The following is a 23,959-nucleotide window of genomic DNA, read 5'->3' as shown; positions in this document are numbered from 1 at the left end:
CGTTGACCTGGAGCGACCGGCTCGCCGAGCTCGGCATCGAACTGCCCGGAGTCGCCGCACCGCTGGCCGCGTACGTGCCGGCCGTGCGCACCGGCTCGCACGTCTACACCTCCGGCCAGCTGCCCTTCGTCGACGGCGCGCTCGCCGCGACCGGGAAGGTCGGCGGCGAGGTCAGCCCGGAGGAAGCCAAGGGCCACGCCCGCACGGCGACGCTGAACGCGCTCGCCGCGGTGCACGCCCTCGTCGGCATTGACTCTGTTGTCCGGATTGTCAAGGTGGTCGGTTTTGTCGCCTCCGCGGAGGGATTCACCGGCCAGCCCGCGGTCGTGAACGGGGCGTCCGAGCTGCTCGGCGAGATCTTCGGCGACGCCGGGGTGCACGCCCGGTCGGCCGTCGGCGTCGCGGAGCTTCCGATCGCGTCGCCGGTGGAAGTCGAACTGATCGTGGAGGTGGAGTGATGGACCCCGACATCGAACAGTCCCTGCACGAACTGCTGCTGCGGCTCGCGGGCCGCACGCCGGACCAGTTGTTGTGGCGATTCCGCGACTGGCTCGGCGAAGGCGCGATGGGGACGCTCGCGCGGACCCTCCCGAGGTCTTTGCTCAAGCACAGGATCGATTTGGACCAGGCGGAGTACCGCCTGCTCGTGGCCGGTCTGATCCCGCACGGCGCCGACTGGCACCAGGTGAGTTCCACCCTGGGGGTAGACGACGTCACCGAGACCAGGTACACATTCACGCAGAGTGCGCCCGAATGGGTGAACTCCGTCGACTCTGTGTCCGTCTTGCTCCACGCGACGTTGCGTGGACGCGCGGATGTGGGGGAAGTACGGCAGAGCTGGCGGCGCCTCGGCGCTTCCGGCGAGGGCGGGGCGAAGCGAGTCCTGCTGGTGACGGCGACCGCGGGACAGCCCCGGCTCACCGGTGAACTGCAGCGGGTGCTGCGGGTCATGGGGGACGAGGAGCCCAGCGTCGAGGTCATCCCGCCGCGCTTCGACCTTCCCGGGTACCACCGGGCCGCGCTCGCCGAGTCCGAGCTGGTCTGCGTAGGCGCCGCGGGCGCCGGTCATCGACTTGTCGCCGCTTAACGCTCGTTGCCGCCAGGCGAGCTGGGAGGAGCAGAGCCATGGTGGAGGTTCACGACGGCCCGATGGACGGGTTCTCGGTGCCCCTGCGCCTGCATAACTTGTTGCTGGCCCTGGCGGGCCGCATCGACGACAGCGCGCTCACCGAAGCGCGGGAACTGATCGCCCGGGCCCACATCGACGAGGCGGTGGAACTCACCACCGGCACGCTGATCGCGGGCCGGATCGGGGTGAGCGAGGCCGAACAGCGCGAGCTGGCGCTGGTGCTCGAGATGAGCCGGTCGGACGCGACGCTCGCGAACGACCTGCTGGTCACCGACCACGAGCCGATGCACACGCACCGGTTCACGGGCGACAACCAGCCCGAGTTCGGTCTCGCCGAGGCGCTCGACCGGACCTTGCAGGTGCTGCCCGACGTGCGTTCCGTGCACGCGGTGTGGCGCAACACCCCGGCGGGCAGTGTGCCGGGCGCGCTGCCGCAGCGGGTCGTGCTGGTCGAGCTCGGTCCCGAGGGCAACCCGCCCGCGGTCGCGTTCCGCGTCGACACCGCGTTGCGCCGGGCGGGCATCCGCTCGGTCGTCGAGGTGAGCGGCCCGGGGATCCCGCAGTCGGATTACCACCAGGCCGCGGGTGCCGTCGCGAGCCCGGTGTGGGTCACCGGCAGCACGCATTCGGCCCCGGACTACCGGCCGGAACCGACGCCGCAGCGCAGCGCCCCGGCGCCCGCTTCGGCCCCGGTCCCCGAACCTGTCTCGGAAGCGCCGAGCCGGCACGGGCACCGTCAGCCCGAGCCGGAACCGGTCGCCGCCGCAGAGCCGGTGGTGCCGGTCGCGCCCGTGGTGCCGATCGTGCAGGCCGTGCCCGCACAGCCGGTCTCGATGCCGGAGCCGGCGGCCGAACCCGCCGCCTCTTCGGAGCGGCCGCGGACGGCCGGATCGGAGACGCGTGCCGAGCGCACGTCGGACCTGACTCCGTCCGAGGTGGCTCAGCTGCGGCGCGCGCTGGCCGAGGACCCGGAGAAGGGTCGCGAGATCGCCGCGGGCAAGCCGAGCATGCACGAGGTGGTCGAGCTGCCCGCGCTGGATCTGGACGATCCGAGCCTGTCCGAACGCGACCGCGCGCTGCTGCGCGAGCTGCACGAGGAACTGGCTGAGCGCGAGCGTGCCGAGGCCGCCCGGTTGCGGCTCAACGGCGCGTCCCGTTCCGGCGGGGACCAGCACTGGTCCTGACGCCACTGTTGTTCCGTGAAGGGCTTCTTGAGGGAATCAGATTCCCTCAAGAAGCCCTTCACGGCTTTCGGGCGACCGGACGCGGGCCGGGCTGATTCGGATTGTCGCGAGGTGACACAAGTAATCCGCGACGCGTACGGATTGCGAGGTATGTTGCCCGGGTGGAACGGCCGCGTGAATTCGTTTTCGACATCCCCGCCCGTCCCGGCATCGCGATCCGGGACAACGCGGATGGCCCGTCGGCGACCCCGAAGGACGCCGCCACGGTGATCCTGCTGCGGGACGTGTCCGACGGTGTGGAGGTCTTCCTCCAGCATCGCGTCATGGGCATGGCGTTTGCCGGCGGGATGACTGTGTTCCCTGGCGGCGGGGTTGATCCGCGGGACGCCGACGCCTCCGTGGCGTGGGCCGGGCCGCCGCCGTCGTGGTGGGCTGAGCAGTTCACCTGCGACGAAAGCCTCGCCCGAGCGCTCGTTTGTGCAGCGGTCCGGGAGACGTTCGAGGAGTCCGGTGTTCTGCTGGCCGGGACCGAGGACTCGGTGGTCGCCGACGTCGCGCCGTACCACGAAGCGCGGAAAGCCTTGGAATCACGGGAAATCTCGCTCGCCGGCTTCCTCGCCGACGCCGGTCTCACGTTGCGCGCGGACCTGCTCCACCCGTATGCGCACTGGGTCACGCCGCCGCAGGAACAGCGTCGATACGACACTCGCTTTTTCGTCGCGAAGCTGCCTGAAGGCCAGCGTGCGGACGGCGCGACCTCAGAAGCCGCGGCCGCCGGTTGGCAACCGCCCGCCGAGGCAGTCGCGGACGCGCGCGAAGGCCGTCGCATGCTGATGCCGCCGACCTGGCTGACCCTCGTCGAACTCGCCGAGTTCGCCAAGGCGGACGCGGTGCTCGCTGAGCCGCGCGAGATCGTGAAGACCGTGCCGACCCTTGTCCGGGACGGCGAGAACATCCGCGTTGTCCTCGATACTTCGGAGTCCTGAGTGACCGCTCCTGCCTATGGCGTCCTGCGCCGTGTTTCCGAAACCGCGTCGGTGCTGCTGGAGAACAATCCTTCGACGATGACGCTGGAAGGCACCAACACCTGGGTGCTGCGCGGTGGCGACGCCGCTGCCGCCGTGGTCGTCGACCCCGGCTACCACGATCTGGAGCACCTGGAAAAACTCGCCGCCGTCGGTCCGGTCGAGCTGATCCTGCTGACCCACCACCATCCGGATCACGCCGAAGGCGCACCCTGGTTCGCCTCGAAAACGGGCGCGCCCGTCCGGGCTTTCGATCCTTCGCTCTGCATCGACGCACCCCCCTTCGCCGATGGTGACGTCATTACGGCGGGCGGCCTGGACTTCACCGTCCTGCACACCCCCGGCCACACCGACGATTCGGTGTCGCTGCTGGCCGGGGGTCAAATCCTGACCGGAGACACCATCCTCGGCCGAGGCACGACGGTCCTGCACGACCTGGGCGACTACCTGCGCTCGCTGCGCAAACTCATCGCACTCCCGGACGGCACCCCAGGCCTGCCCGGCCACGGCCCGGAGCTGCCGGATCTCCCCGCCACCGCACGGGAGTATTTGGCCCACCGGGAACAGCGCCTGGATCAGGTGCGTTCCGCCTTGGGCACGCTCGGCGAAGACGCAACGCCGCGGCAAGTGGTCGAGGTGGTTTACGCCGACGTCGACCGCGCGCTGTGGGCACCAGCCGAGGCGAGCGTGCGCGCACAACTGGAGTACCTACGGTCGTCTTCGGAGGACGGACAATGAGCAACGTCGAAGTCGAGTTCTACTGGCGTCCAGGCTGCGGCTTCTGCTCAGCCCTGCGCCGTCCCCTGCTGGAAAGCGGCCTGCCGGTCCGGGAAATCAACATCTGGGAGGAACCGGGCGCGGCCGAACGAGTCCGCGAGGTAGCGAACGGCAACGAGACGGTGCCTACGGTGATCGTGGGATCGACTGCGCTGGTGAACCCCACTTTCGATGAGGTCAAGGCCGCAGTGGCCGCGGAGACGGCTGCCTGAGGTTGTTCTGGGCGCGCTGAGCTGGGCCCTGGGTTTCCGCCCGGCGTGCAGCGGGTGCGCGCCGTACCGGCCGATCGCTCAGGCACCCCTCGCGCAGGCCCGGGTGGCGCTGCGGGCGGGCGGCAGTGGCTTGCCCCGTCACCGCGCACTTCCGCGCGGGGCAGCCCGAGCCAGAAGGTCTGGCCGCCAACCGACAGCGACATGCTCCGGCCCGGGGCGGCGTCCGGCCCAGCTCGGCACAACCACGCGCGACTTGGCTTGGCCCGGCATGGCGCAGCTGAGCATGGCGTCGCTCAATCCCGGTTGTGTCCGCCCGACCCTGTCAGTTCGGCTCAGTCCGGCCAGTTCAGTCCGGCCAGCTCAGCTCGGCCTGGCCAGTCCGGCCAGTTCAGCCCGGCCAGCTCAGCCCGACCAGCTCAACCCGGCCTGGCCAGCCCGGCCAGCTCAACCCAGCCTGGCCAGCCCGGCTCGGTCCGGCCAATTCGTCACGGCTCGGTTCGGTCCGGCCAGCATCGTCCGGCCTGGCTGCCGCTCGCTCCGGCAACACCCCAGCAGCTTCACTCGCCACCGTGCGGCCGAACCCATAGCTTGGCCCGCCACCGTGCGGCCGAACCCGTGGCGGCTCCCGATCGCACCCCACCCAGTGCGAACATGGCCGTCCGATTCGAGCCAGAGTCGGCGCGTTCGCCCGGCTACCGGGGCAGCATGGGCATCAAGTAGTACTTCAATGCCACCTCCCGTCCGTCTTCGTCGGCCGGGGTCAGGACGCACGCCCGCAATCCTGGCTGGATTGCCAGGCGGACTCGTTCTCCGCTGAACGGGGCGAGGGCGTCCAGCAGGTACCGAGCCTGGAAGGACGGCGATGTCCGGCCGCCGCAAACGTTTGCTTTGAGGTGTTCCTCTGCTTCGCCGGTGTCTTGTCGCGTGCTGGCCAGGCGGAGGTGTGCGTCGCCGACTTCCAGGGTCAGGACTCGGCGGTCTTCGGAGTAGACGCCGACTCGGCGGATGGCTGCGGTTAGTTCGTCGGCACCCACCTCGACTTCTGTGTCGACCGCGTCGGACGGGATGGAGTCCGCGGACAGGAAACCTGCGCCCAGGACCGCTGTGGTGACGGTGCCGCCTAGCCAGCTCAGGGCGAAGTGGCTGGGGTCGGCGTGCAGTCCCATGGCACCGGCGCTGTGGCGGGCGGCTTCGGTCAGCAGGGTGGCTGGGACCAGGACGTCGATGGGTTGCCGGACCTCTTGCAGTGGCAGGCGGGCTACGGCCAGGCGATAGCGGTCTGAAGCGGTCAGGCACAGTTCGCCGCCGATTGATTGCACCCGTACGCCGGTGAAGACCGGGAGTGGGTCGTCCTTGGCGGCGGTGCCCGCGACGGTGCGCAACGCCGCGGCGAGGGCTGACCCGTCCACTTTGGACAGCAGGGGTGGCGGTTCCGGGACGTGGAGCAGGTCGCGATCCAGCAGGGGAAGCGCGAAGCGGGCGCTGTCCGTTCGGATCGCGAGGCGGGATCCTTCGACGGCCAACCGGACCTGGTCGACATCCAGCATGCGGACCGTTTCGGCGAACGGCGCGGCTGGTACGACGACTTCGCCGTCGAGATGGGTGGTCGCTGGGCAGGACAGCTGGACGGCCAGGTCGCGGTCGTTGCCGGACACGACGAGGCCGTCAGCGTTCGCCCGCAAGCGCAGGCGGGCTTGCCTTGACAGGAGCCGGGCCGCGGCGTTCGCGACCGCCGCCAGCGGCCGCACGAAGGAGGTGAGGTCCATGCCACGCAAAGTAGCGGGGAGCACCGACAAAAAAGGCAACTAAGACGGTTGAGCTGCGGAAACGTCCCCGCTGTCGCTGGCGGAGAGGACACGGACGGTGCTCGTCCGCGGGAAAGAGGCCCGAGCGACTCCGGGAACTGCTGCCCGGCAGCGCCAATGAGGGCGCTGCCGAGCGAACCCGCGCCAGCCGCGGGAGAAGGAGCGAAGCTACCCGGCAGCGCCCACAAGAGCATCGTCAGCAATCGCCGGCGAAGCGGCCCGCACGGTCCCCCGCAGCAGCCAAACCACCACAGCCAGCGCAACCCCAGCCACCCCAGCAGCCAAGAACGCCGAAGCCGTCCCGGAATGTTCGACCAGGTAGCCGCTCACCGACTGGCCCGCCGCGAGTCCCAGCGTCACCGCCGTGAGGACCCAGCCGAATGCCTCAGCCGCGGTGCCGCGCGGGGCGACGACCTCGATCGCCGCGGAGTGGGTCGTCGACTGGGGAGTGATCATCGCGCCGGCCAGCAGCATCAGCAGGGCAAGGGCCCACAGGCTCGACGGAAGGGCAAGCAGCGCGACGAAAGCACCGAAACCGCCGAGCAGGATCGGCAGGCGCAGGCCCAGGCGGCGGGGCCACGGGTGCAGGCTGTAGGCCACGCCGAACGCCACCGAGCTCAACGACCACGCGGACAGCAGCAGACCGCTGAGCGAGGGGTGGCCGGATTCCGTCGCGGCGGCGGGGACGGCGACCTCCACGAATCCGATCACCATGCCGAAACCGAGGGCTGCCAAGGCGAGCGTCCGCATTCCGGGGCTGGCCAGCGCGCCGAGCAGCGGGGTCTTGGACTTCGGAGCCGGACCCCACGCGCGCACGGTCGGGTTCAGCGCGAACAGCACCGCGCCGGTGACCATGGTGATCGAGCCGACGACCATGCCGGTGCCCGCCCACGGCGCGGTGATCAGCAGGCCCGCGATGCCGGGGCCGAGGATGAAGAAGACCTCCATGCTGATCGCCTCATAGGACAACGCGGCGTTGCGCGCCGGTCCTTCCGGCAGGATTTTCGTCCACAGCGCCCGCGACGCGGAGCCGACCATCGGCTCCGAAAGCCCGGTCGCCGCGGCCAGCGGGATCAGCACGTATGTCGGCAGATGTGCCTCGATCGCGACCGCGAGCGACGCCATCGACAGCGCGAAGACGGCGGCGACGACCAGCAGCGGACGGCTCGGTCCGAATCGGTCGATCAGCCTGCCCTGCACGACCGCGCCCACCGAGACCCCGGCGAGCGAGCTCGCGGAGACCAGTCCGGCGGCGGCGAACGAGCCGGTTTCGCGCTGCACGTACAGCAGCGCGGAAATGCCGATCATCGCGATCGGGAGCCGGGCAAGGATCGACGCGATCACCGGGCCGCGCGAGCCAGGGGCGGTCAGCGCGGCACGGTAGTCGGCGAGCGTGGTGCGGCCTTCGGAATGGGCAGACTGGGACACGCGTACTAGTATGACGAAATTGGTACGGAGGTACCAGTAATTTTCCGGTCATCTTGGTCACGCTCGATCGGCTCAGTCAGTACCCTCGCGCGATGCGGCTGATGTTCTCCTCCGGAGCTGGGTACAGCCATATCGAGCCGATGCTTCCGCTCGCGCGGGCCGCGCGAGCGGCCGGGGACGAGGTCGCGTTCGTGACCGGTCCGGAAGCCGTGCGGTACTTGGAAAACACTGGGTTGCGGGTCATTTCCGTAGGGCAGCCGAACGACCCCGGCGCCGCGGCCTCGATGTGGCAGCGGGCCCGCGAGGAGATGGCCGGGATGACCGCGGACGAGCGGCTCTCCCACCTGGTCGCCGAGTACATGGTCGGTCTCGGCGCGGCCGCGCGGCTCGACGACATGGTCGGCTTCGTCCGCGACTGGCAGCCCGATCTCGTCATCGCCAACCTTGCCGAACGCGCCGCCGTGATGGCCGCGTGCCTGGTCGGCGTGCCGTACGCGATGCACGCGATCGGTCCGCCGAAATCCGCCGCGACGATGGAGCGGGCCTGGGAAGTCGCCAACGGCCTGGTCCGCGAGCGCGGTCTCGACGAGTTGCCGCCGCGCGATGCCGTGCCGTACCTGGACTTCTGGCCGTCGGGATTGACTCCGGCTGACGTCGCCTGGGAGTACCCGACGCGCTGGCCGCTCCAGTCCGCTGGCGTGACGCCAACCCCCAGCCCGCGTCCGGCAGTCCTCGACGGGCTTCCCTACGACCGGACCGTCTACGTCACCCTCGGCACCACCCACAACGCACGGCCCGGCGTGCTGGAGGGAATGCTGACCGCACTGCGCGACGAGCCGGTGAACGTCGTGGCGACGATCGGCCGGGACGGCGACGCCAGCCGGTTCGGAGAGCAGCCGGACCACGTGCGGATCGAGCAGTTCGTGCCGCAGACACAGCTGCTGCCCGCCGTGGACGCGGTGGTCTGTCACGGCGGTTCGGCGACCGTTCTCGGCGCGCTCGCGCACGGGGTGCCGCTGGTGGTTTCGCCGTTGGCGACTGATCATTTCGAAGTCGCCGCGCAGGTTCAGGCCGCGGAAGCCGGAATCGCGGTCGACTCGAGCGACGGGATCCTCGACGCGGTCCGGACGGTGCTAACCGACCCGGCCTACCGGGCGGCCGCGGAGTCGCTGGCCGCCGAGATCGCCGAGCAGCCCGCCCCGGCGGCGGTGGCGGCCCGGTTGCGTGACCTGGAGGTCTCGATCTGATAACACCAGCTGGATTCTTCGTGAACTCGTGCAACGAAGACGCGGTCTTGGCGTCCTTGAGGGTGAATGGCCTTGAATTCGTGAGTTTTGGCCGTGATGGTTGAACGACAGCCCATTACGGGCTGGACAGCACTGCAGCACCCAGCTCCCTCCGGCATATGGGTCGGGGCCTGGTCCGGAGGGCGGGGAGCGCGGGTCGTCGGGGGATGATCCGTGCGCAGGCGAGGAGCCGGTGCGCCACGTCGGGGGTGGCGCCCGGCTCCTTGTCATTTTCCTGGCCGGACGCGCCGAAACCGGTGCCGACACGGGGCCGGAGCGGAATGCCGCTCTTGTGGGGGATAGTCCGGTACGCACGCACGAAGGCCACCCCCGGTAGGAGGTGGCCTTCGAAAAACCCGTGCGGATTAACCCACTCGGGGGAAGATCAGCGGGCGCGGCGGGCGAGCCGCTCCGGGTCCAGGATCAGCACGCTCTTGCCCTCGAGCCGCAGCCAGCCGCGGTGGGCGAAGTCGGCCAGTGCCTTGTTGACGGTCTCGCGGGACGCGCCGACGTACTGGGCGATCTCCTCCTGCGTCAGGTCGTGCGTGACCCGCAGCAGGCCGGCCTCCTGGCTGCCGAAGCGCTGCGCCAGCTGCAGCAGCGCACGGGCCACGCGACCGGGGACGTCGGTGAAGATCAGTTCCGCGACCATGTTGTTCGTGCGGCGCAGGCGGCGCGCGACGACGCGCAGCAGCTGCTCGGCGATCTCCGGGCGGGTGGCGATCCACTGCCGCAGCGCCGGGCGGTCCATGGTGACCGCGCGGACCTCGGTGACCGTCGTGGCGCCGGACGTGCGCGGGCCGGGGTCGAAGATGGACAGTTCCCCGAACATGTCGGACGGACCGGCGATCCACAGCAGGTTCTCGCGGCCGTCCGGGGACTTGCGGCCGATCTTCACCTTGCCGGACTGGATGATGTACAGCCGGTCGCCCGGCTCGCCCTCGTTGAAGATGACATGGCCGCGGGGGAACTCCACGGATTCCAAGGTCTGGGCCAGCGCCTCCGCCGCTGCCGGCTCCACACCCTGGAAAATGCCCGCACGGGCCAGGGTTTCGTCCACCTCGGGTGCCTCCTCGTCGAGAAACGATCACTTCCTTCGCAGGCCGAAGGCAGTGTCGCCGATCACTTTCGCGTCAGTCTAGGGCGTGTCGGGCGGATCGCTCGTCGGCTCGCCGCGCCCGGCGCGGCTGCCTGGAACGATCACGTCCGACTGAGCAGCCTAACTCCGCACCTTGCGCGCGCGTAGCCTGGCTGCCCGTCCGCCGAGCCGGCGCAGCCGGAACAGCTCGAGCGCGCGGCCGATCCCGTGCCCGTACAGCGCCCTGACCTCGTTGGGCTGGGCCTGCTCCAGGAACTCCTCGACCTCGTTCTCCTGGACCGCGACGTGCTTGAGCCTGCTCTCGACCCGTTCCATGAACAACGCGAAGAACATGATCACCAGCGGGACCAAGATCACGAACCACACGGTCATGCCACAGCTCCGCTGTTTTCGGTGACGCACTCGGTCATGGATCTCCAGATCCTCGCTCAGGGCGGACGCGCGGCCCGCAGAGGTGGTGCTCTGGCGGTTCGGCCGTCCACCGGCGGATGCTCCCGACCGGCTCGTCCGACTCGCCCGTAGGCTATCGGGGTGCCCCCTGTTGTCCCGAACGGGCCCCGCGCGGACCGCGAAGAAAGCCGGCTCGCTCTCGTGAGACGCGCCCGGCGGATGAAACGTTGCCTCGACGAGGTTTATCCGGACGCGAAGGCCGAGCTGGACTTCACGAATCCGCTGGAACTGCTGGTCGCGGTGGTGTTGTCGGCGCAGACCACGGACGTGCGGGTGAACCTCGTCACGCCCGCCTTGTTCGCGAAATACCGCACCGCGGCCGATTACGCCGGAGCCGACCGCGCCGAACTCGAGGAATACCTGCGCACGACCGGGTTTTTCCGGGCGAAGGCGAATTCGCTCATGGGTCTCGGCGCGGCGCTCGTGGAGCGCTACGGCGGCGAGGTGCCGAAGAAACTGGACGACCTCGTCACGCTGCCCGGCGTCGGCCGCAAGACCGCGAATGTCGTGCTCGGCAACGCTTTCGACGTGCCGGGAATCACAGTGGACACTCACTTCGGCCGCCTCGTCCGGCGCTGGGGCTGGACCGAGGAAGAGGATCCGGTCAAGGTCGAGCACGCGGTCGGCGCGCTGATCCCGCGGAAAGAGTGGACGATGCTGTCCCACCGCGTGATTTTCCACGGCCGCCGCGTGTGCCACGCACGGAAACCGGCCTGCGGCGCGTGCCCGCTGCGCAAGGACTGCCCGTCGTTCGGCACCGGGCCCACCGAGTTCGAAGTGGCCGCGAAACTGGTCAAAGGCCCGGAGAAGGACCACATTCTCGAGCTGGCGGCGCGCGGGTGACCGCAGTCACCAAATGGGCGCTCGGGGTCGCGGTGCTGGCGGTGGCCGCGTTGGTGGCGGTCCTGACGCTGCGCGGCGGCGATTCGACGTCCGCGCAGCCCGCGTCCGGCGACCTCGCCGGGCCGCGAGCGGCGGCGAAGCTCCAGGCTTGCCCGCCCGCCGCGGCGAAAGCGGTCGGCCAGCTGTCCGGGATCGAGGCGGACTGCCTCGGCGACGGGTCTCGCGTGGACGTCGGCAAGGTTCTCGGCGGCGGTCCGGTGCTGATCAACGTGTGGGCGTCGTGGTGTCAGCCGTGCCGCACCGAACTGCCGGTGCTGCAGCGATACGCCGCTGAGCCGGGTGCGGTGCGCGTGGTCGGCGTGCAGGTCGCGAGCCCGGCTTCGGACGGGCTCGGCCTGTTCGAGCGACTCGGCGTGCATCTCCCGTCGCTCTACGACGGCGACGGCCAGACCGGTCCCATCCGCACCGCGCTCAAGGTGCCCTCGTCGCTGCCCGCGTCGTACCTGGTCACCGCGGACGGTCAGGTCCGGTTCGTCGCGAACCCGCGGGTGTTCGACAACACTGACCAGGTGCGCGCTGCTGTGAAGGACTACTCATGACCACCGGACCGCTCGTCGAACCCGAAGCCGTGCCGGAATGGCTGCGGCCGCTGGTGAAGGTGTCCGGCGAGGTCGACAGCCGCACGTTCACCCGGTTCAGCCCGCCGGAAGACCTGCTCACCCGTGCCGCCGCGGTGCTCATCCTGTTCGGCGACCGGCCAGGCGGCGACGGTCCCGACGTCCTGCTGCAGCGGCGGGCGGACACGCTCGGCTCGCACGCCGGGCAGGTTTCGTTCCCCGGCGGCGGCGCGGAGGACGGCGACGACGGCCCGGTCGGCACGGCGCTGCGCGAGGCCGAGGAGGAGACCGGCGTCGACCCGTCGGGGATCCTGCCGGTCGCGGTGCTGCCGGAGCTGTTCGTGCCGGTGTCGCGGTTCGCGGTCACGCCGGTGCTGGCGCATTGGCACACCCCGTCGCCGGTGCGCGCGGTCGATCCGGCCGAGACGGCGGCGGTCGCGCGGGTTTCGCTGGCCGACCTCGCCGACCCGGCCAACCGGTTCACCGTGCGCCGCGGCGACGCGTCGTGGCGAGGGCCGGCGTTCACTGTCGACGGCCTGTTCGTCTGGGGCTTCACCGCCGGTCTGCTGTCCGTGCTGCTCTCGCTCGGCGGCTGGGAACGGGAGTGGGACACCGGCGATGTGCGCGAGCTTGACGTAGCGTGGGCCGAACATCAGGGCCGGTTGGCGGCTCGGGACGGCACTATCGAGGAGTGACGGCGCGGTGAACTGGGTCGATGTCGTCGTCCTGCTGCTCGCGGTCATGGCGGCGGTTTCCGGCGCGTTCCAAGGCGTGATCGTCGCGCTGCCCGCGCTCGTGGGCGTCGCGCTGGGCGCGGTGGCCGGGGTGAAGCTGGCGCCGTTCGTGATCAGTCTCTTCGACAGTCCGGTCGCGAAGGTGGCTTTCGCGTTCGCTGTGGTCGTGTTCCTGATCGTGCTCGGCGAGACGCTCGGCGTGTGGGTCGGGCGGAAGCTGCGGCAGAAGATCAATCCGGACAAGCTTTCCGGCATCGACAAGACGCTCGGGGCGATCTTGCAGGCGGCTGCGGTGTTCGTGGTCGCCTGGCTGGTCGCGAATCCGTTGACTACGGTTTCGGCGATTCCTGGGCTGGCTAAGTCGATCAATTCGTCGGTGGTGCTGGGCGAGGTCAATGACTTGATGCCCGCCGAGGCGCAGGGGCTTCCCAGTGACTTGCGGAAGTTGCTTGACGCGTCCGGGTTTCCGTCTGCGTTGTCGCCGTTTGAGAAAGCTCCTTCGGCGGATACGCCGCCGCCGGATACTTCGTTGAATGTGTCGGCTGTGGCCAAGCGGGTGCATCCGAGTGTGGTGAAGATTCGGGGGAATGCGCCTTCTTGTTCCCGGGCGCTTGAGGGTAGCGGGTTTGTCGTTGCGCCTCAGCGGGTGATGACTAACGCGCATGTGGTGGCGGGGACTGACGAGGTCGGGATCGAGTCGACCTCGGGGGACTACCGGGCTCGGGTTGTGTATTTCAATCCGGAGGTCGATGTTGCGGTGTTGGCGGTGCCGGGGTTGCGGGCGCCGGTGTTGCCGTTCGCGCCGCAGACTGCTCGGGCTGGGGATAACGCCGTGGTGTTGGGGTATCCGTTGGACGGGCCTTATACGGCTACTCCGGCTCGGGTTCGAGGGCGGATCAACCTGCGCGGGCCGGATATTTATGACGCTAATACTGTGCAGCGGGATGTGTTTACTGTTCGGGGAACCGTGCGGAGCGGGAACTCCGGAGGGCCGATGATCACGCCTGATGGGGATGTCATCGGGGTGGTTTTCGGGGCTGCGGTTGAGGATCCGGATACTGGGTTCACGTTGACCGCGGATCAGGTGCGCAGTGCGGTTGACGCTGCTCCGTCGCAGACTGAGCGGGTTGCTACGGGAGCTTGCGCGAACTGACGGTCCGGCTGCGGTACCTCTGCCCGAGCGGTTAGCGGACGAAGTCCACAACGGACTTGGTGACTCGCTCTGGGTCTTCCAGGTGGGGGAAGTGGCCGATGCCTGGCCAGATTTTCGGTTCGCTGTGGGGGCCTGCCCAGTGGACTGACGCCAAGGCGGTTTCCGGGAGAATGCAGGTGTCGTCCGCGCCGTGTAGTTGCAGTACGGGGGCGGTGATGCGGCCGTCGACGGCGTCGGTGAAGCGCCTGCCTTCGCCTCGGAACTGGGCGCGGAAGGCCCAGCGGTAGTACTCCAACGCGGAGTGGGCGACGCCTGGGACCAGCATGGCTTGGCGGAACGGCGGCATCGTCTCGGTGAAGTCCGAAGAGGATCGCCAGGTCTCGCCGGACCATTTCGCGAACAGTTCTTCTACCGCTGCCGCGTTGTCGCGGACCAGCCATTTCTCCGGGGCCATCGGTACCTGGAAACGGAAGAGGTGGCCGACTGCGCGGATCTGGCTGCTGGTGCGCTTCACCGCCGACTTGAACGCCAGCGGGTGCGCGGCGCCGATCGCGGTCACCGAGGACACGAGACGCGGGTGCAGAGCCGCGACTGTCCAGGCGAGCATGCCGCCCCAGGCGTGGCCGACCAGGTGCGCCCGGCGGGCGCCCAGGGTCTTGATCAGGCCGCCGATGTCACCCGCCAGGGTCCAGGCGTCGTAGCCGCGCGGGGGTTTGTCCGAGTCGCCGTAGCCGCGCAGATCTACCGCTACCGCGCGGAAACCCGCGTCGGCCAGTGCGGGCAGCTGGTGTCGCCAGGTCCACCAGAAACCCGCGAACCCATGCAGGAGCAGCACTAATGGGCCTTCGCCGCATTCGGCTACGTGCAGGCGGATGCCGTTGGCCGAGACGTCGCGATGCGTCCACGGGCCGTCGACCCGCACGCTCGACGGGTCCGGCGTCAGCTCCACCACCGCGCGCGAGGGCTGGCGTCAGCCCTGCGTCGAGGGCAGGTCGTCGTCTTCGGCCGGCTTGCGCTTGAACGCCTCGGCTGTCTCCTTGACGCTGCTGATCGTGCGTTCCGGCGCGCGCAGCTTCTTCACCTTGCGCCAGCCGAGGAACGCCGTCGCGCCCACGGTGACCAGCATCAGGCCGAACACCGTCGCGAACGCGGGCCAGCGGATGCCCCACCAGTCCGACAGGCCCTCGGCGATCAGCAGGAACAGGAAGAAGGTGCTGTACAGAAAGACGGTGAGGGCGATCAGGAAGAAGACTGTCCCCTTGAGCGCCTTCTTCGCTTCCTGCGCCAGCTCGGCTTTCGCCAGCTCGATTTCGGCGCGGACCAGCGTCGACAGGTGCTGGGTGGCGTCGCCGACGAGCTTGCCGATGGACTGCTCGCTCGCCGCGGCTTCCTCGTCGCTGGACAGGGGCAGGTACGGCACGGCCCCCACGCCGTCGGGGCTGGTGCGCTCGTGTTTGGGGCTGCTCACTGGGTCATCGTGCCACGTGACCGTAGGCGAGGCGCGACGGACCGGCGGGAGTGTCGGGATCAAGCCGCCTTCGCGTGTACCCGGCTGCGCCGCAAGAGCAGCAAGGCCGCCGCCAGCGAGGCGATCGCCGAAGCGATCAAGACCGCCGCTTTGGCCACTTCAGCCGCTTCGCCGGGCAGTGCGAGTTCGGCGATCAGCAGGCTGACGGTGAACCCGACACCGCCGAGTACGGACAGCGCGGCCACGTCTCGCCAGCTCATTCCGCTGGGCTTTTCCGCCACGTGCAGCTTCACTGCCAGCAGACTCGCCCCGAAGATGCCGACGAACTTCCCGACGACCAGTCCGATGAGGACAGCCAGCGGCAACGCGGTGGTGAAAACCGTCGACAGCGCGTCGCCGTTCACCGAGATCCCCGCGGCGAACAAGGCGAACACCGGCACCGCCACCGCCGCTGACCACGGCTGCAAGCGGTGTTCGAGCCGGACCGCGGGTGCTTCTTCCTCGCCCTCGTCCTCGCGGACGCGAGTGAGCAGCCCGAGCGCGACGCCGGCGATCGTCGCGTGGATGCCCGCCGAATGCACCGCGACCCAGGTGATCAGCGCGATCGGCACGTACAGCCACGGCGTGCGGACGCGCTTGTGCTGCAAGAAGGCGTAAAGCCCGAGCGCGACCACCGCGACCGCCGCCGCGATCAGGTTGAAACTGCTGGTGAAGAGGATCGCGATGACGAGAATCGCGCCGAGGTCGTCCACCACGGCAAGGGAAAGCAGGAACACCCGCGCGCTGCTGGGCAGGTTCGAGGCGGTCAGCGCGAGCACGCCGAGCGCGAACGCGATGTCCGTGGCCACCGGGATCGCCCACGCCCGGTCGACGCCCGGCGTGCCCCAGGCGACCGCCAGCGCGAGCACCGCGGGAACGACCATCCCGCCGATCGCGGCGATCACCGGCAGCACCGCCTGCCGCCACCGGGACAGCTCGCCGACCACCAGTTCTCGTTTGAGCTCAAGCCCCGCGACGAAGAAGAACAACGCGAGCAGGCCGTCCTTCGCCCAGTCGCCGAGGGTGAGGTTGAGGTGCAGGAACTCCGGGCCGATCCGGAAGTCGCGCAGCGCCTCGTAAGCCGGCGCGAGCGGCGAGTTGGCCCAGACCAGCGCGACCGCGGTGGCTCCGAGCAGGATCAGCCCGCCGGTCGTCTCAGTGCGGAGGAAACGGGCGAATTCGGCGACGGCGCGGGCTGGGGTCACGAAAAACTCCTTGTGGGGACGGCGGCTCTCCCGCCGACCAGACTTCCCGGCACACCGATGTCCAGTTTACCGTCCGCAGTCGCCGATTACCGGCCGTTGTGACGAACGGCAACCCGGGACTGCCCGATGACGCTCGCATCTGCCCGCGCCGCGCGCAAACGCAGGTCAGCCCGTCGCGGCGGGCAAGTTGTCTAGTCCATACTGACGCCGGTTTTTCGTTCACCTGTTCGCCTTCTAGCATGCGAGGAGAGAACGACAACGATGTTGAATACAGGGACGAGGCAGTAGTGAGCACCCCTATCGACGCCCAGGCCGACACCAGATTTTTCGGGCACCCGAGGGGGTTGGCGAACCTCTTCGGCGTGGAGATGTGGGAGCGCTTCTCCTTCTACGGGATGCAGGGCATCCTCGCCATCTACCTCTACTACCAGGCCGACAAGGGCGGCCTCGGGATCGACCAGAGCGCCGCGCTCGGCATCGTCGGCGCGTACGGCGGCACGGTCTACCTCGCCACGGTCGTCGGCGCGTGGATCGCCGACCGGCTGCTCGGCTCTGAACGCACGCTGTTCTACAGCGCCATCGTGGTGATGATCGGGCACATCGCGCTCGCGGTGCTGCCCGGACTGACCGGCGTCGGCGTCGGTCTCGCGTGCGTCGCACTCGGGTCCGGCGGGCTCAAGGGCAACGCGACCTCGGTGGTCGGCACGCTGTACGCCGAGGGCGACGAGCGGCGCGACGCCGGATTCACGATCTTCTACATGGGCGTCAACATCGGCGGGTTCATCGGCCCGCTGCTGACCGGGCTCGCCCAGCAGAACGGCGGCTTCCACCTCGGCTTCGGCCTCGCCGCGATCGGCATGGCGCTCGGGCTGATCCAGTACACGATCGGGCGGAAGAATCTCGGCGCGAAGGCGTCCGAGGTGCCGAACCCGCTTCCGTCCTCGCAGCGCGCGCTCGTGATCGGCGTGGCCGTGGTGATCATCGCCGCGGTCGTCGCGCTGATCATGTCCGGCGTGGTCACCCCGGACAACCTCGCCGACGTCGTGGTCTACGTGGTCGTCGCGATCTCGGTGGTGTACTTCGTCGCGATCCTGGCCAGCAAGAAGATCACCTCGGACGAGCGCAGCCGGGTGCTGTCGTTCATCCCGATGTACATCGCGAGCGCCGCGTTCTTCTCGCTTTACCAGCAGCAGGCGACGGTCGTCTCGGTCTACAGCGACCAGCGGCTCGACCGCGACCTGTTCGGCTGGACGATGCCGGTGTCCTGGGTCAACTCGATCAACCCGGTGTTCATCATCGTGTTCGCCCCGATCGTCGCGGCGATCTGGACGAAGCTCGGCCCGAAACAGCCGTCGACGCCGATGAAGTTCGTGCTCGGCACGGTGCTCATGGGCGCGGCGTTCCTGCTGTTCCTGCCGATGGCGCACACCGGCACGAACGGCAGCCCGCTGATCGCGCTGGCCGGCATCCTGCTGGTGTTCACGATCGCTGAGCTGATGCTGTCGCCGGTCGGGCTTTCGCTGTCGACGAAGCTCGCGCCGGAGGCGTTCCGGACGCAGATGGTGGCGCTGAACTTCTTGTCGGTTTCGCTGGGCACGGCGATGTCGGGCAAGCTCGCGCAGTCCTATGACCCCAAGGACGAGGTGCCGTACTTCAGCATCATCGGCGGCACCGCGATCGTGGTCGGCGTGGTGCTGCTCGCGCTGATCCCGTTCATCCGCAAGCTGATGCGAGGGGTGCACTAGCGCGGCGCAGCCGCTCCGTTGAGGGTGGTGGCGGGGCGGGGTCCGGGGCACTAACCCACTGTGGTGCCGAAAAGCACTCCGACGAAGTAAGTGACGAGCATGGTGAGGGCGCCGACGCCGACGTTTCGGACGATCGCGCGCCCCACCTGCGCGTTGCCGAGCCTCGCGCTCACGAAACCGGTGAGCGTGAGGCCGACGACCACCGCCAGCGCGCACGCCCAGACCCGGACGCCGACCGACGTCCAGGCGATCGCCAGCAACGGCAGCAGCGCGCCGACGGAGAACGCCAGCAGCGAGGCCCACGCCGCCTGCCACGGGCTGGTCAGGTTGTCCGGATCGATGCCGAGTTCGGCCTCCGCATGCGCCTGCAGCGGGTCCTTTTCGGTCAGCTCGCGCGCGACCTGCTTCGCCAGCTCCGGGGAGAGGCCCTTGTCCTCGTAGATCTGCGCGAGTTCGCGTTCCTCGGCTTCGGGCATCGTTTTCAGTTCGTGCTTCTCGAGCCGCAGCAGCGCTCGTTCGGTGTCGCGCTGGGTGCTCACGCTCACATATTCCCCGCCCGCCATGGAAAACGCGCCCGCGACGAGCCCGGCAATTCCGGCGGTGAGGATCGTGGTGCTGTCGGTGGTGGCTCCGGCGACGCCCACGACGATGCCCGCGACGGACACGATCCCGTCGTTCGCGCCGAGAACCCCGGCGCGCAGCCAGTTCAGCTTGCCGCCGACGTCGTCGTGCGGTTCGTGCGCGTGCACCGCGTCGCCCATCGTTTCGGTCACCGCTTCAGTGAATCACGGAAATTGTTTCCGCGCGACATTTTCCCGGAGTTCAGGAATTCGGTTAAGAAAGGCAATCCTCAATGAATTGTGCCTTGCCTGACCGGGCGAATAGCCGGGTCTGGGCAGGCGATGCGGAAGTCCGTGCGGGCCCATCGAGGGCGCCAGGGGCCACTACCCGGGCGTTAAGGCGGCGCTGCGGGTGTCGTTGAGGCGCGTCTGCGGAACGGAGCCGCGGCGTGGGCTTGAAACGACGAACGCCCGGGTCCGGCGCCACAGTGGACACCGGACCCGGGCGAACCGGGTCTGGCTCAGTTGTCGAGTTCGGCCAGTGCCGCCTTCGCGGCTTCCAGTTCGGCCTCCAACTGCGCGACCTTCGCGGCCTGCGCCTCGCGGGCGGCGTTGATGACCTCGTCGATCGGGCCGGACAGGTCGTCGTGCAGTTCCTTCGCTGCCCGCGAAACCGCCGCGGCCGGGACGGCCAGGCCCTTCGCGACCCACTTGGCGCCGTTCTTCAGCTCGGCCTGCCACTCGCCGTCCGCGGTGCCGGTGACGGTGAGCGTCAGCTCCACGGTGCGGGTCTTCTTCGCCGTCGACGCCGCGGCCTTCGGGCGGCCGCGCTTCGGCTTCGGCGACTCGACGGCCGGGGTCTCCTCAGTGGACTCCGACGCCGGCTTCGGGGCGTCCGCGGTGGCGGAGTCCGAAGACTCGGGAGCGGCAGTGGGCTCGGCGACTTCCGGGGCCTCCGGGGTGCCGGCGGCCTGCGGCGATGACGCCGCCGCCGGCCCGGCCGCAGTGTCCTCGTCGTGCGTCAAGGCTTCCACGGACATTCGTGTCGTCTCCTTGCCCGGATCTGGGTTGGGTACGCGGGCATCTTAGAACATGCGTTCGATGCCCGCACTTCTGGGGGATCAATGCAGGAAGGGACCCTCCCAGCCGGGAGAGCCCCTTCCTGACGGTGAAGAACTTACTCCTCCTTGCCGGAGTTCAGTCCGGAGGAGATCAGGTCCATGACCGACGAGTCGGCGAGCGTGGTGACGTCGCCGATCTGGCGGTTCTCCGCGACGTCGCGCAGCAGCCGGCGCATGATCTTGCCGGAGCGGGTCTTCGGCAGTTCGGCCACGACCATGATCTGGCGCGGCTTCGCGATCGGCCCGATCTCCTTCGCGACGTGGTTGCGCAGCTCCTGCACCGCGTCGTCCCCGCCGTCCACGGCGTTGCCGCGCAGGATCACGAACGCGACGATGCCCTGTCCGGTGGTCGGGTCGGTCGCGCCGACGACCGCGGCTTCGGCGACCGTCGGGTGCGACACGAGCGCGGACTCGACCTCGGTGGTGGAGATCCGGTGCCCGGACACGTTCATCACGTCGTCCACGCGGCCGAGCAGCCAGATGTCGCCGTCCTCGTCGTACTTCGCGCCGTCGCCCGCGAAGTAGTAGCCCTGCTCGGAGAACCGGGACCAGTAGGTGTCGCGGAAGCGCTCGTCGTCGCCCCACACGCCGCGCAGCATGGACGGCCACGGCTTGTCCAGCACCAGGTATCCGCCGCCGCCGTGCGGGACCTCGGCGCCGGTGTCGTCGACGACCTTCGCCGAGATGCCCGGCAGCGCGCGCTGCGCGGAACCCGGCTTGGCGGCGGTGACGCCGGGCAGCGGCGAGATCATGATCGCGCCGGTTTCGGTCTGCCACCACGTGTCGACGACCGGCGTCTTGTTCGCGCCGATCTTGTCGCGGTACCAGATCCAGGCCTCGGGGTTGATCGGCTCGCCCACGCTGCCGAGGACCCGCAGCGACGACAGGTCGTACTTCGCCGGGATGTCCTCGCCCCACTTCATGAAGGTGCGGATCAGCGTCGGCGCGGTGTAGTAGATCGAGACCTTGTACTTCTGGATGATTTCCCAGTGCCTGCCCTCGTGCGGGGTGTTCGGCGTGCCTTCGTAGACGACCTGGGTCACGCGGTTCGCCAGCGGCCCGTACACGATGTACGAGTGGCCGGTGATCCAGCCGATGTCGGCGGTGCACCAATAGACGTCTTCGCCCGGCTTGTGGTCGAACACGACATTGTGGGTGTACGCGGTCTGGGTCAGGTAGCCGCCCGAAGTGTGCAGAATGCCCTTCGGCTTACCCGTGGTTCCCGAGGTGTACAGGATGAACAGCGGGTGCTCGGAATCGAACGCTTCCGGCTTGTGCTCAGTGGACTGTCCGTCGACCAGTTCGTGCCACCACAGGTCGCGGCCCTCGGTCCACGGCGTCTCGCCCTCGAGGTCGCTGCCGGTGCGCCGGACGACGATGACCTTCTGCACGGTTTCCGCGCCCTGCAAGGCTTCGTCGACGTTCGCCTTCATCGGCGCGGCCTTGCCGCGGCGGTACTGGCCGTCCGAGGTGATCACGATCTTCGCCGCCGCGTCGTCCACCCGCGCGCGCAGCGCCGTCGGCGAGAAACCGCCGAACACCACGCTGTGCAGGGCGCCGATCCGCGCGCACGCCAGCATCGCGAAAATCGCCTCGGGCACCATCTGCAGCTGGATCGCGACGACGTCCCCGGCCACGACGCCCAGCGACGACAGCGCGTTCGCGGCCTTCGAGACCTCGTCCTTCAGCTGCGAGTAGGTGATGTCGCGGGTGTCGCCCGGTTCGCCGACCCAGTGGATCGCGACCTGGTCCCCGTGGCCGGACTCGACGTGCCGGTCCACGCAGTTGTACGCGACGTTCAGTTTCCCGCCCACGAACCACTTCGCGAACGGCGCATTGGTCCAGTCCAATACCTGGGACCACTTCGTGTCCCACGACAGCCGCTCCGCCTGCCCGGCCCAGAACTGCTCCCGGTCAGCATCCGCCGTCGCATACAAATCGGCCTTCGCGTTCGCCTGACCAGCGAACTCTTCGCTGGGAGGAAACGTGCGGCTCTCGGTGAGCAGGTTGTCCAACGCTGGGGACTGCTCGGTCATGGTGCAAAGCCTCCTGTAGTGCGAACCCGCGGCTCAGGGAACGCTAGCGACGTTAGTCCGCCTACGACAAGGTTGCAGCCACGTTGCGCGCACAGCGCCAAGCGATGTGCGGCGAGGCTCAGCCGAGGCGGGCGAGCAGCCGGGCACGGGCGCCCGGCCACTCGGCGTCCGTCATCGAGTAGAGCACCGTGTCGCGGGTAGTGCCGTCCGGACGGATCCGGTGCGCCCGCAGCACCCCTTCGCGCAGCGCGCCGAGCCGTTCGATGGCGCGTTGCGAACGGAGGTTGCGGTTGTCGGTTTCCCACGCGACGCGCTGGGCTCCCCAGTCCTCGAAGGCGTTGCGCAGCAGGAGGAATTTGGCCTCGGTGTTGAGCGCGGTGCGCTGGAATTCCGCGCCGATCCAGGTGTGCCCGATCGAGAGGATCCGGTGCTTCGCTACTACCTGGTAATAAGAAGTCGTCCCGGCGACGCGGCCGGACGCGACGTCGATCTGCGCCCACGGGCGGCGGTCCGGGTCGGCGAGCGCGTCCTTCACCATCGTCTCGGCTTCGCCGAGGTCGGCGGGCTGACGGACGCTCAGCCAGGCCCAGATGCCCGGGTCGGCTCCCGCCTCCAGCAGGCCGGGGGCGTGCTCGGGCGTGAGGGGTTCGAGCCGTACGTGGCGGCCGGACAGAATGGGGTGCTCGCTCCAGGTCACGGGCTCACGCTACGGCGGCAAGTGGCTGTGTCGAAGTGCCATTTACCGGTCATTTCAGCAGTCCACTATTCGGCCGCTTATGCTCCCTGGACCACCCGGAGAAAGAGAGCGCGCATGGCCGAGGAGCGAGAAAACCTCACCTGGGAGTTGTTCGGTTCGGCGAGCCGGGAACTGGCACAGGAGGTGGCCGCGGACGGGTTCGTCCCCGACCTCATCCTCTCTATCGCGCGCGGCGGGCTGTTCGTCGCGGGCGCGCTCGGGTACGCGCTCGACGTGAAGAACCTGCACGTGATGAACGTCGAGTTCTACACCGGCGTCGACCAGCGGCTCGACCTTCCGGTCATGCTGCCGCCGGTGCCCAACGTGGTGGATCTCACACACAAGAAGGTGCTGGTCGCCGACGACGTCGCGGACACCGGGGCGACGCTCAAGCTGGTCCGGGACTTCTGCGCCGACCACGTCGCGGACGTGCGGTGCGCGGTGGTTTACGAGAAGCCCGCTTCGACGGTGAAGTGCGAGTACGTGTGGAAGCGGACCGACCGGTGGATCAACTTCCCGTGGTCGGTGCTGCCTCCCGTCGTGGAGCGAGCGGGGCAGGTGCTCGACGCGTGAGTGATCCGCTGAAGCCGCTGCTGGAGCTGGACGGCGTCGCCGCGGCCGCCAAAGCCGCGCAGGACGCGATCTTCGCCGTGCACCGGCTGCCCGCGAACCTGCGCGGCGGGGCGGAGACCGCGGCTGAGGCTTCGGTTCGTGCCGCACGGGCTTCGGCGGGGATCGACGGGGCCAATCCCGAGTTGCCGGAAGACGGTTCGGTGACCGACCCGCTGCTCGCCGGGGCGTTGCGGGTCGCGGAAAAGCTGGAGTCGTTGCTGCCGACCTGGCGGCGGGCTCCGTTGCAGACAGTGGCCCGGCTGCATTTGCTGGCCGCGTCCGACGTGGTGTCCGATCCGGATCAGCTCGGCCGTCCGCAGCGCGGTGGCGAGCGGCTGGAGTTGCTGGCTCAGCTCGTCACCGGGGCGACTTCCGTGCCGGGACCGGTGCTGACCGCGGTCGTGCACGGCGAACTTCTCGCGCTGGCCCCGTTCGGTTCGGCGGACGGAGTGGTCGCCCGAGCGGCGGCGCGGCTGTCGATGGTCGCGACCGGCCTTGATCCGAAGGCGTTGACGGTGCCGGAGGTCGCGTACTTCCGGCGCGTTCCGCGGTACGTCGAGCTCGCGCAGGGGTTCGCCGGCGGGACCGTCGACGGCGTGCGCGAGTGGCTGCTCTTCTGCTGCGAGTCCTTCGAAGCCGGGGCGAGCGAGGCGCGGAGCATCTCGTCGGCCGCTGGCTGACGTGTGTGGCCTGAC

General features: G+C 69.1%; 25 protein-coding genes. 14 read left to right on the top strand and 11 right to left on the bottom strand.

Annotated elements, in window-relative coordinates:
* Window positions 1–2 precede the first annotated feature (2 nt).
* The 6 genes from L3Q65_RS33500 to L3Q65_RS33475 all read left to right on the top strand — a co-directional run bounded on the left by L3Q65_RS33500 (window position 3) and on the right by L3Q65_RS33475 (window position 4,327).
* Window positions 3–458 carry a RidA family protein gene (locus L3Q65_RS33500; protein WP_116205785.1) on the top strand — a complete coding sequence of 152 codons (456 nt, stop codon included), beginning with the start codon at window positions 3–5 and terminating at the stop codon, window positions 456–458.
* On the top strand, window positions 458–1,087 hold the full coding sequence (locus tag L3Q65_RS33495; RefSeq protein ID WP_037808399.1) for a hypothetical protein: 630 nt from the start codon (window positions 458–460) through the stop codon (window positions 1,085–1,087). The genes L3Q65_RS33500 and L3Q65_RS33495 overlap by 1 nt, the downstream gene beginning before the upstream one ends.
* Before the next feature lie 38 nt (window positions 1,088–1,125).
* Window positions 1,126–2,313 carry a hypothetical protein gene (locus tag L3Q65_RS33490; protein ID WP_043827082.1) on the top strand — a complete coding sequence of 396 codons (1,188 nt, stop codon included), beginning with the start codon at window positions 1,126–1,128 and terminating at the stop codon, window positions 2,311–2,313.
* A gap of 161 nt (window positions 2,314–2,474) precedes the next feature.
* Window positions 2,475–3,299 carry an NUDIX domain-containing protein gene (locus tag L3Q65_RS33485; protein WP_237597518.1) on the top strand — a complete coding sequence of 275 codons (825 nt, stop codon included), beginning with the start codon at window positions 2,475–2,477 and terminating at the stop codon, window positions 3,297–3,299.
* Complete coding sequence (locus tag L3Q65_RS33480; protein WP_237597517.1) at window positions 3,300–4,076, top strand: MBL fold metallo-hydrolase; 777 nt, start codon at window positions 3,300–3,302, stop codon at window positions 4,074–4,076.
* Window positions 4,073–4,327, top strand: coding sequence for a glutaredoxin domain-containing protein (locus L3Q65_RS33475; protein WP_043827085.1), 255 nt, complete (start codon window positions 4,073–4,075; stop codon window positions 4,325–4,327). Before L3Q65_RS33480 ends, L3Q65_RS33475 begins: the two co-directional genes overlap by 4 nt.
* Before the next feature lie 692 nt (window positions 4,328–5,019).
* Here the strand turns inward: L3Q65_RS33475 and dnaN are convergent.
* Both dnaN and L3Q65_RS33465 read right to left on the bottom strand, forming a co-directional pair.
* Complete coding sequence (dnaN, locus tag L3Q65_RS33470) at window positions 5,020–6,093, bottom strand: DNA polymerase III subunit beta (RefSeq protein WP_182895863.1); 1,074 nt, start codon at window positions 6,091–6,093, stop codon at window positions 5,020–5,022.
* A gap of 207 nt (window positions 6,094–6,300) precedes the next feature.
* Entirely contained in the window at window positions 6,301–7,560 is a 1,260-nt protein-coding gene (locus L3Q65_RS33465) for an MFS transporter (RefSeq protein WP_237597516.1), read from the bottom strand.
* A gap of 92 nt (window positions 7,561–7,652) precedes the next feature.
* On the opposite strand from L3Q65_RS33465, the gene L3Q65_RS33460 reads away from it, so the two are divergent.
* Window positions 7,653–8,807, top strand: a complete 1,155-nt coding sequence (locus L3Q65_RS33460) for a glycosyltransferase (RefSeq protein WP_237597515.1) — start codon at window positions 7,653–7,655, stop codon at window positions 8,805–8,807.
* Between the two features lie 424 nt (window positions 8,808–9,231).
* Here L3Q65_RS33460 and L3Q65_RS33455 read toward each other — a convergent pair whose 3' ends face one another.
* On the bottom strand, window positions 9,232–9,906 hold the full coding sequence (locus L3Q65_RS33455) for a Crp/Fnr family transcriptional regulator (RefSeq protein WP_009084463.1): 675 nt from the start codon (window positions 9,904–9,906) through the stop codon (window positions 9,232–9,234).
* Between the two features lie 159 nt (window positions 9,907–10,065).
* Window positions 10,066–10,317, bottom strand: coding sequence for a hypothetical protein (locus tag L3Q65_RS33450; protein ID WP_037369289.1), 252 nt, complete (start codon window positions 10,315–10,317; stop codon window positions 10,066–10,068).
* Between the two features lie 237 nt (window positions 10,318–10,554).
* Between L3Q65_RS33450 and nth the strand changes: the two genes are divergently transcribed.
* The 4 genes from nth to L3Q65_RS33430 are packed head-to-tail and all read left to right on the top strand — an operon-like array spanning window position 10,555 to window position 13,742.
* Window positions 10,555–11,238 carry an endonuclease III gene (gene nth / locus L3Q65_RS33445; protein ID WP_220508512.1) on the top strand — a complete coding sequence of 228 codons (684 nt, stop codon included), beginning with the start codon at window positions 10,555–10,557 and terminating at the stop codon, window positions 11,236–11,238.
* The gene (locus L3Q65_RS33440) at window positions 11,235–11,837 is read left to right on the top strand and encodes a TlpA disulfide reductase family protein (RefSeq protein WP_182895859.1); all 603 of its coding nucleotides are present in this window, start codon (window positions 11,235–11,237) and stop codon (window positions 11,835–11,837) included. Before nth ends, L3Q65_RS33440 begins: the two co-directional genes overlap by 4 nt.
* Complete coding sequence (locus L3Q65_RS33435; RefSeq protein WP_182895858.1) at window positions 11,834–12,550, top strand: CoA pyrophosphatase; 717 nt, start codon at window positions 11,834–11,836, stop codon at window positions 12,548–12,550. The genes L3Q65_RS33440 and L3Q65_RS33435 overlap by 4 nt, the downstream gene beginning before the upstream one ends.
* Window positions 12,551–12,557: 7 nt before the next feature.
* Window positions 12,558–13,742 (top strand): MarP family serine protease, encoded by a 1,185-nt coding sequence (locus L3Q65_RS33430; RefSeq protein WP_182895857.1) that lies wholly within the window; start codon window positions 12,558–12,560, stop codon window positions 13,740–13,742.
* A gap of 31 nt (window positions 13,743–13,773) precedes the next feature.
* Here L3Q65_RS33430 and L3Q65_RS33425 read toward each other — a convergent pair whose 3' ends face one another.
* The 3 genes from L3Q65_RS33425 to nhaA are packed head-to-tail and all read right to left on the bottom strand — an operon-like array spanning window position 13,774 to window position 16,454.
* Complete coding sequence (locus L3Q65_RS33425) at window positions 13,774–14,691, bottom strand: alpha/beta fold hydrolase (RefSeq protein WP_237600975.1); 918 nt, start codon at window positions 14,689–14,691, stop codon at window positions 13,774–13,776.
* Window positions 14,692–14,712: 21 nt separating this feature from the next.
* Entirely contained in the window at window positions 14,713–15,210 is a 498-nt protein-coding gene (locus L3Q65_RS33420; RefSeq protein ID WP_116204929.1) for a phage holin family protein, read from the bottom strand.
* A gap of 59 nt (window positions 15,211–15,269) precedes the next feature.
* Window positions 15,270–16,454: a Na+/H+ antiporter NhaA gene (gene nhaA, locus L3Q65_RS33415; RefSeq protein WP_182895856.1), complete on the bottom strand. Its 1,185-nt coding sequence runs from the start codon at window positions 16,452–16,454 to the stop codon at window positions 15,270–15,272.
* Window positions 16,455–16,741: 287 nt separating this feature from the next.
* Here nhaA and L3Q65_RS33410 point away from each other — a divergent pair, with 287 nt between their 5' ends.
* Window positions 16,742–18,199 (top strand): peptide MFS transporter, encoded by a 1,458-nt coding sequence (locus L3Q65_RS33410; protein WP_182895855.1) that lies wholly within the window; start codon window positions 16,742–16,744, stop codon window positions 18,197–18,199.
* Between the two features lie 50 nt (window positions 18,200–18,249).
* Here L3Q65_RS33410 and L3Q65_RS33405 read toward each other — a convergent pair whose 3' ends face one another.
* From L3Q65_RS33405 to L3Q65_RS33390, 4 genes are all read right to left on the bottom strand, one after another.
* Window positions 18,250–18,972, bottom strand: coding sequence for a VIT family protein (locus L3Q65_RS33405; RefSeq protein WP_182895854.1), 723 nt, complete (start codon window positions 18,970–18,972; stop codon window positions 18,250–18,252).
* Between the two features lie 308 nt (window positions 18,973–19,280).
* Entirely contained in the window at window positions 19,281–19,799 is a 519-nt protein-coding gene (locus L3Q65_RS33400) for a DUF6319 family protein (protein ID WP_182895853.1), read from the bottom strand.
* Window positions 19,800–19,936: 137 nt separating this feature from the next.
* The gene (acs, locus tag L3Q65_RS33395) at window positions 19,937–21,916 is read right to left on the bottom strand and encodes an acetate--CoA ligase (protein WP_182895852.1); all 1,980 of its coding nucleotides are present in this window, start codon (window positions 21,914–21,916) and stop codon (window positions 19,937–19,939) included.
* Window positions 21,917–22,034: 118 nt separating this feature from the next.
* A complete protein-coding gene (locus L3Q65_RS33390; protein ID WP_182895851.1) occupies window positions 22,035–22,613 on the bottom strand; it encodes a GNAT family N-acetyltransferase in 579 nt (192 codons plus the stop codon).
* 114 nt (window positions 22,614–22,727) lie between these two features.
* On the opposite strand from L3Q65_RS33390, the gene L3Q65_RS33385 reads away from it, so the two are divergent.
* Window positions 22,728–23,225: a phosphoribosyltransferase gene (locus tag L3Q65_RS33385; RefSeq protein WP_116204936.1), complete on the top strand. Its 498-nt coding sequence runs from the start codon at window positions 22,728–22,730 to the stop codon at window positions 23,223–23,225.
* The gene (locus tag L3Q65_RS33380) at window positions 23,222–23,944 is read left to right on the top strand and encodes an oxidoreductase (RefSeq protein ID WP_182895850.1); all 723 of its coding nucleotides are present in this window, start codon (window positions 23,222–23,224) and stop codon (window positions 23,942–23,944) included. Before L3Q65_RS33385 ends, L3Q65_RS33380 begins: the two co-directional genes overlap by 4 nt.
* Window positions 23,945–23,959 lie beyond the last annotated feature (15 nt).

It is taken from the genome of Amycolatopsis sp. FU40, from assembly GCF_021903635.1.
GTDB lineage: Bacteria > Actinomycetota > Actinomycetes > Mycobacteriales > Pseudonocardiaceae > Amycolatopsis > Amycolatopsis dendrobii.
This window is presented reverse-complemented; position numbering and strand designations above follow the sequence as displayed.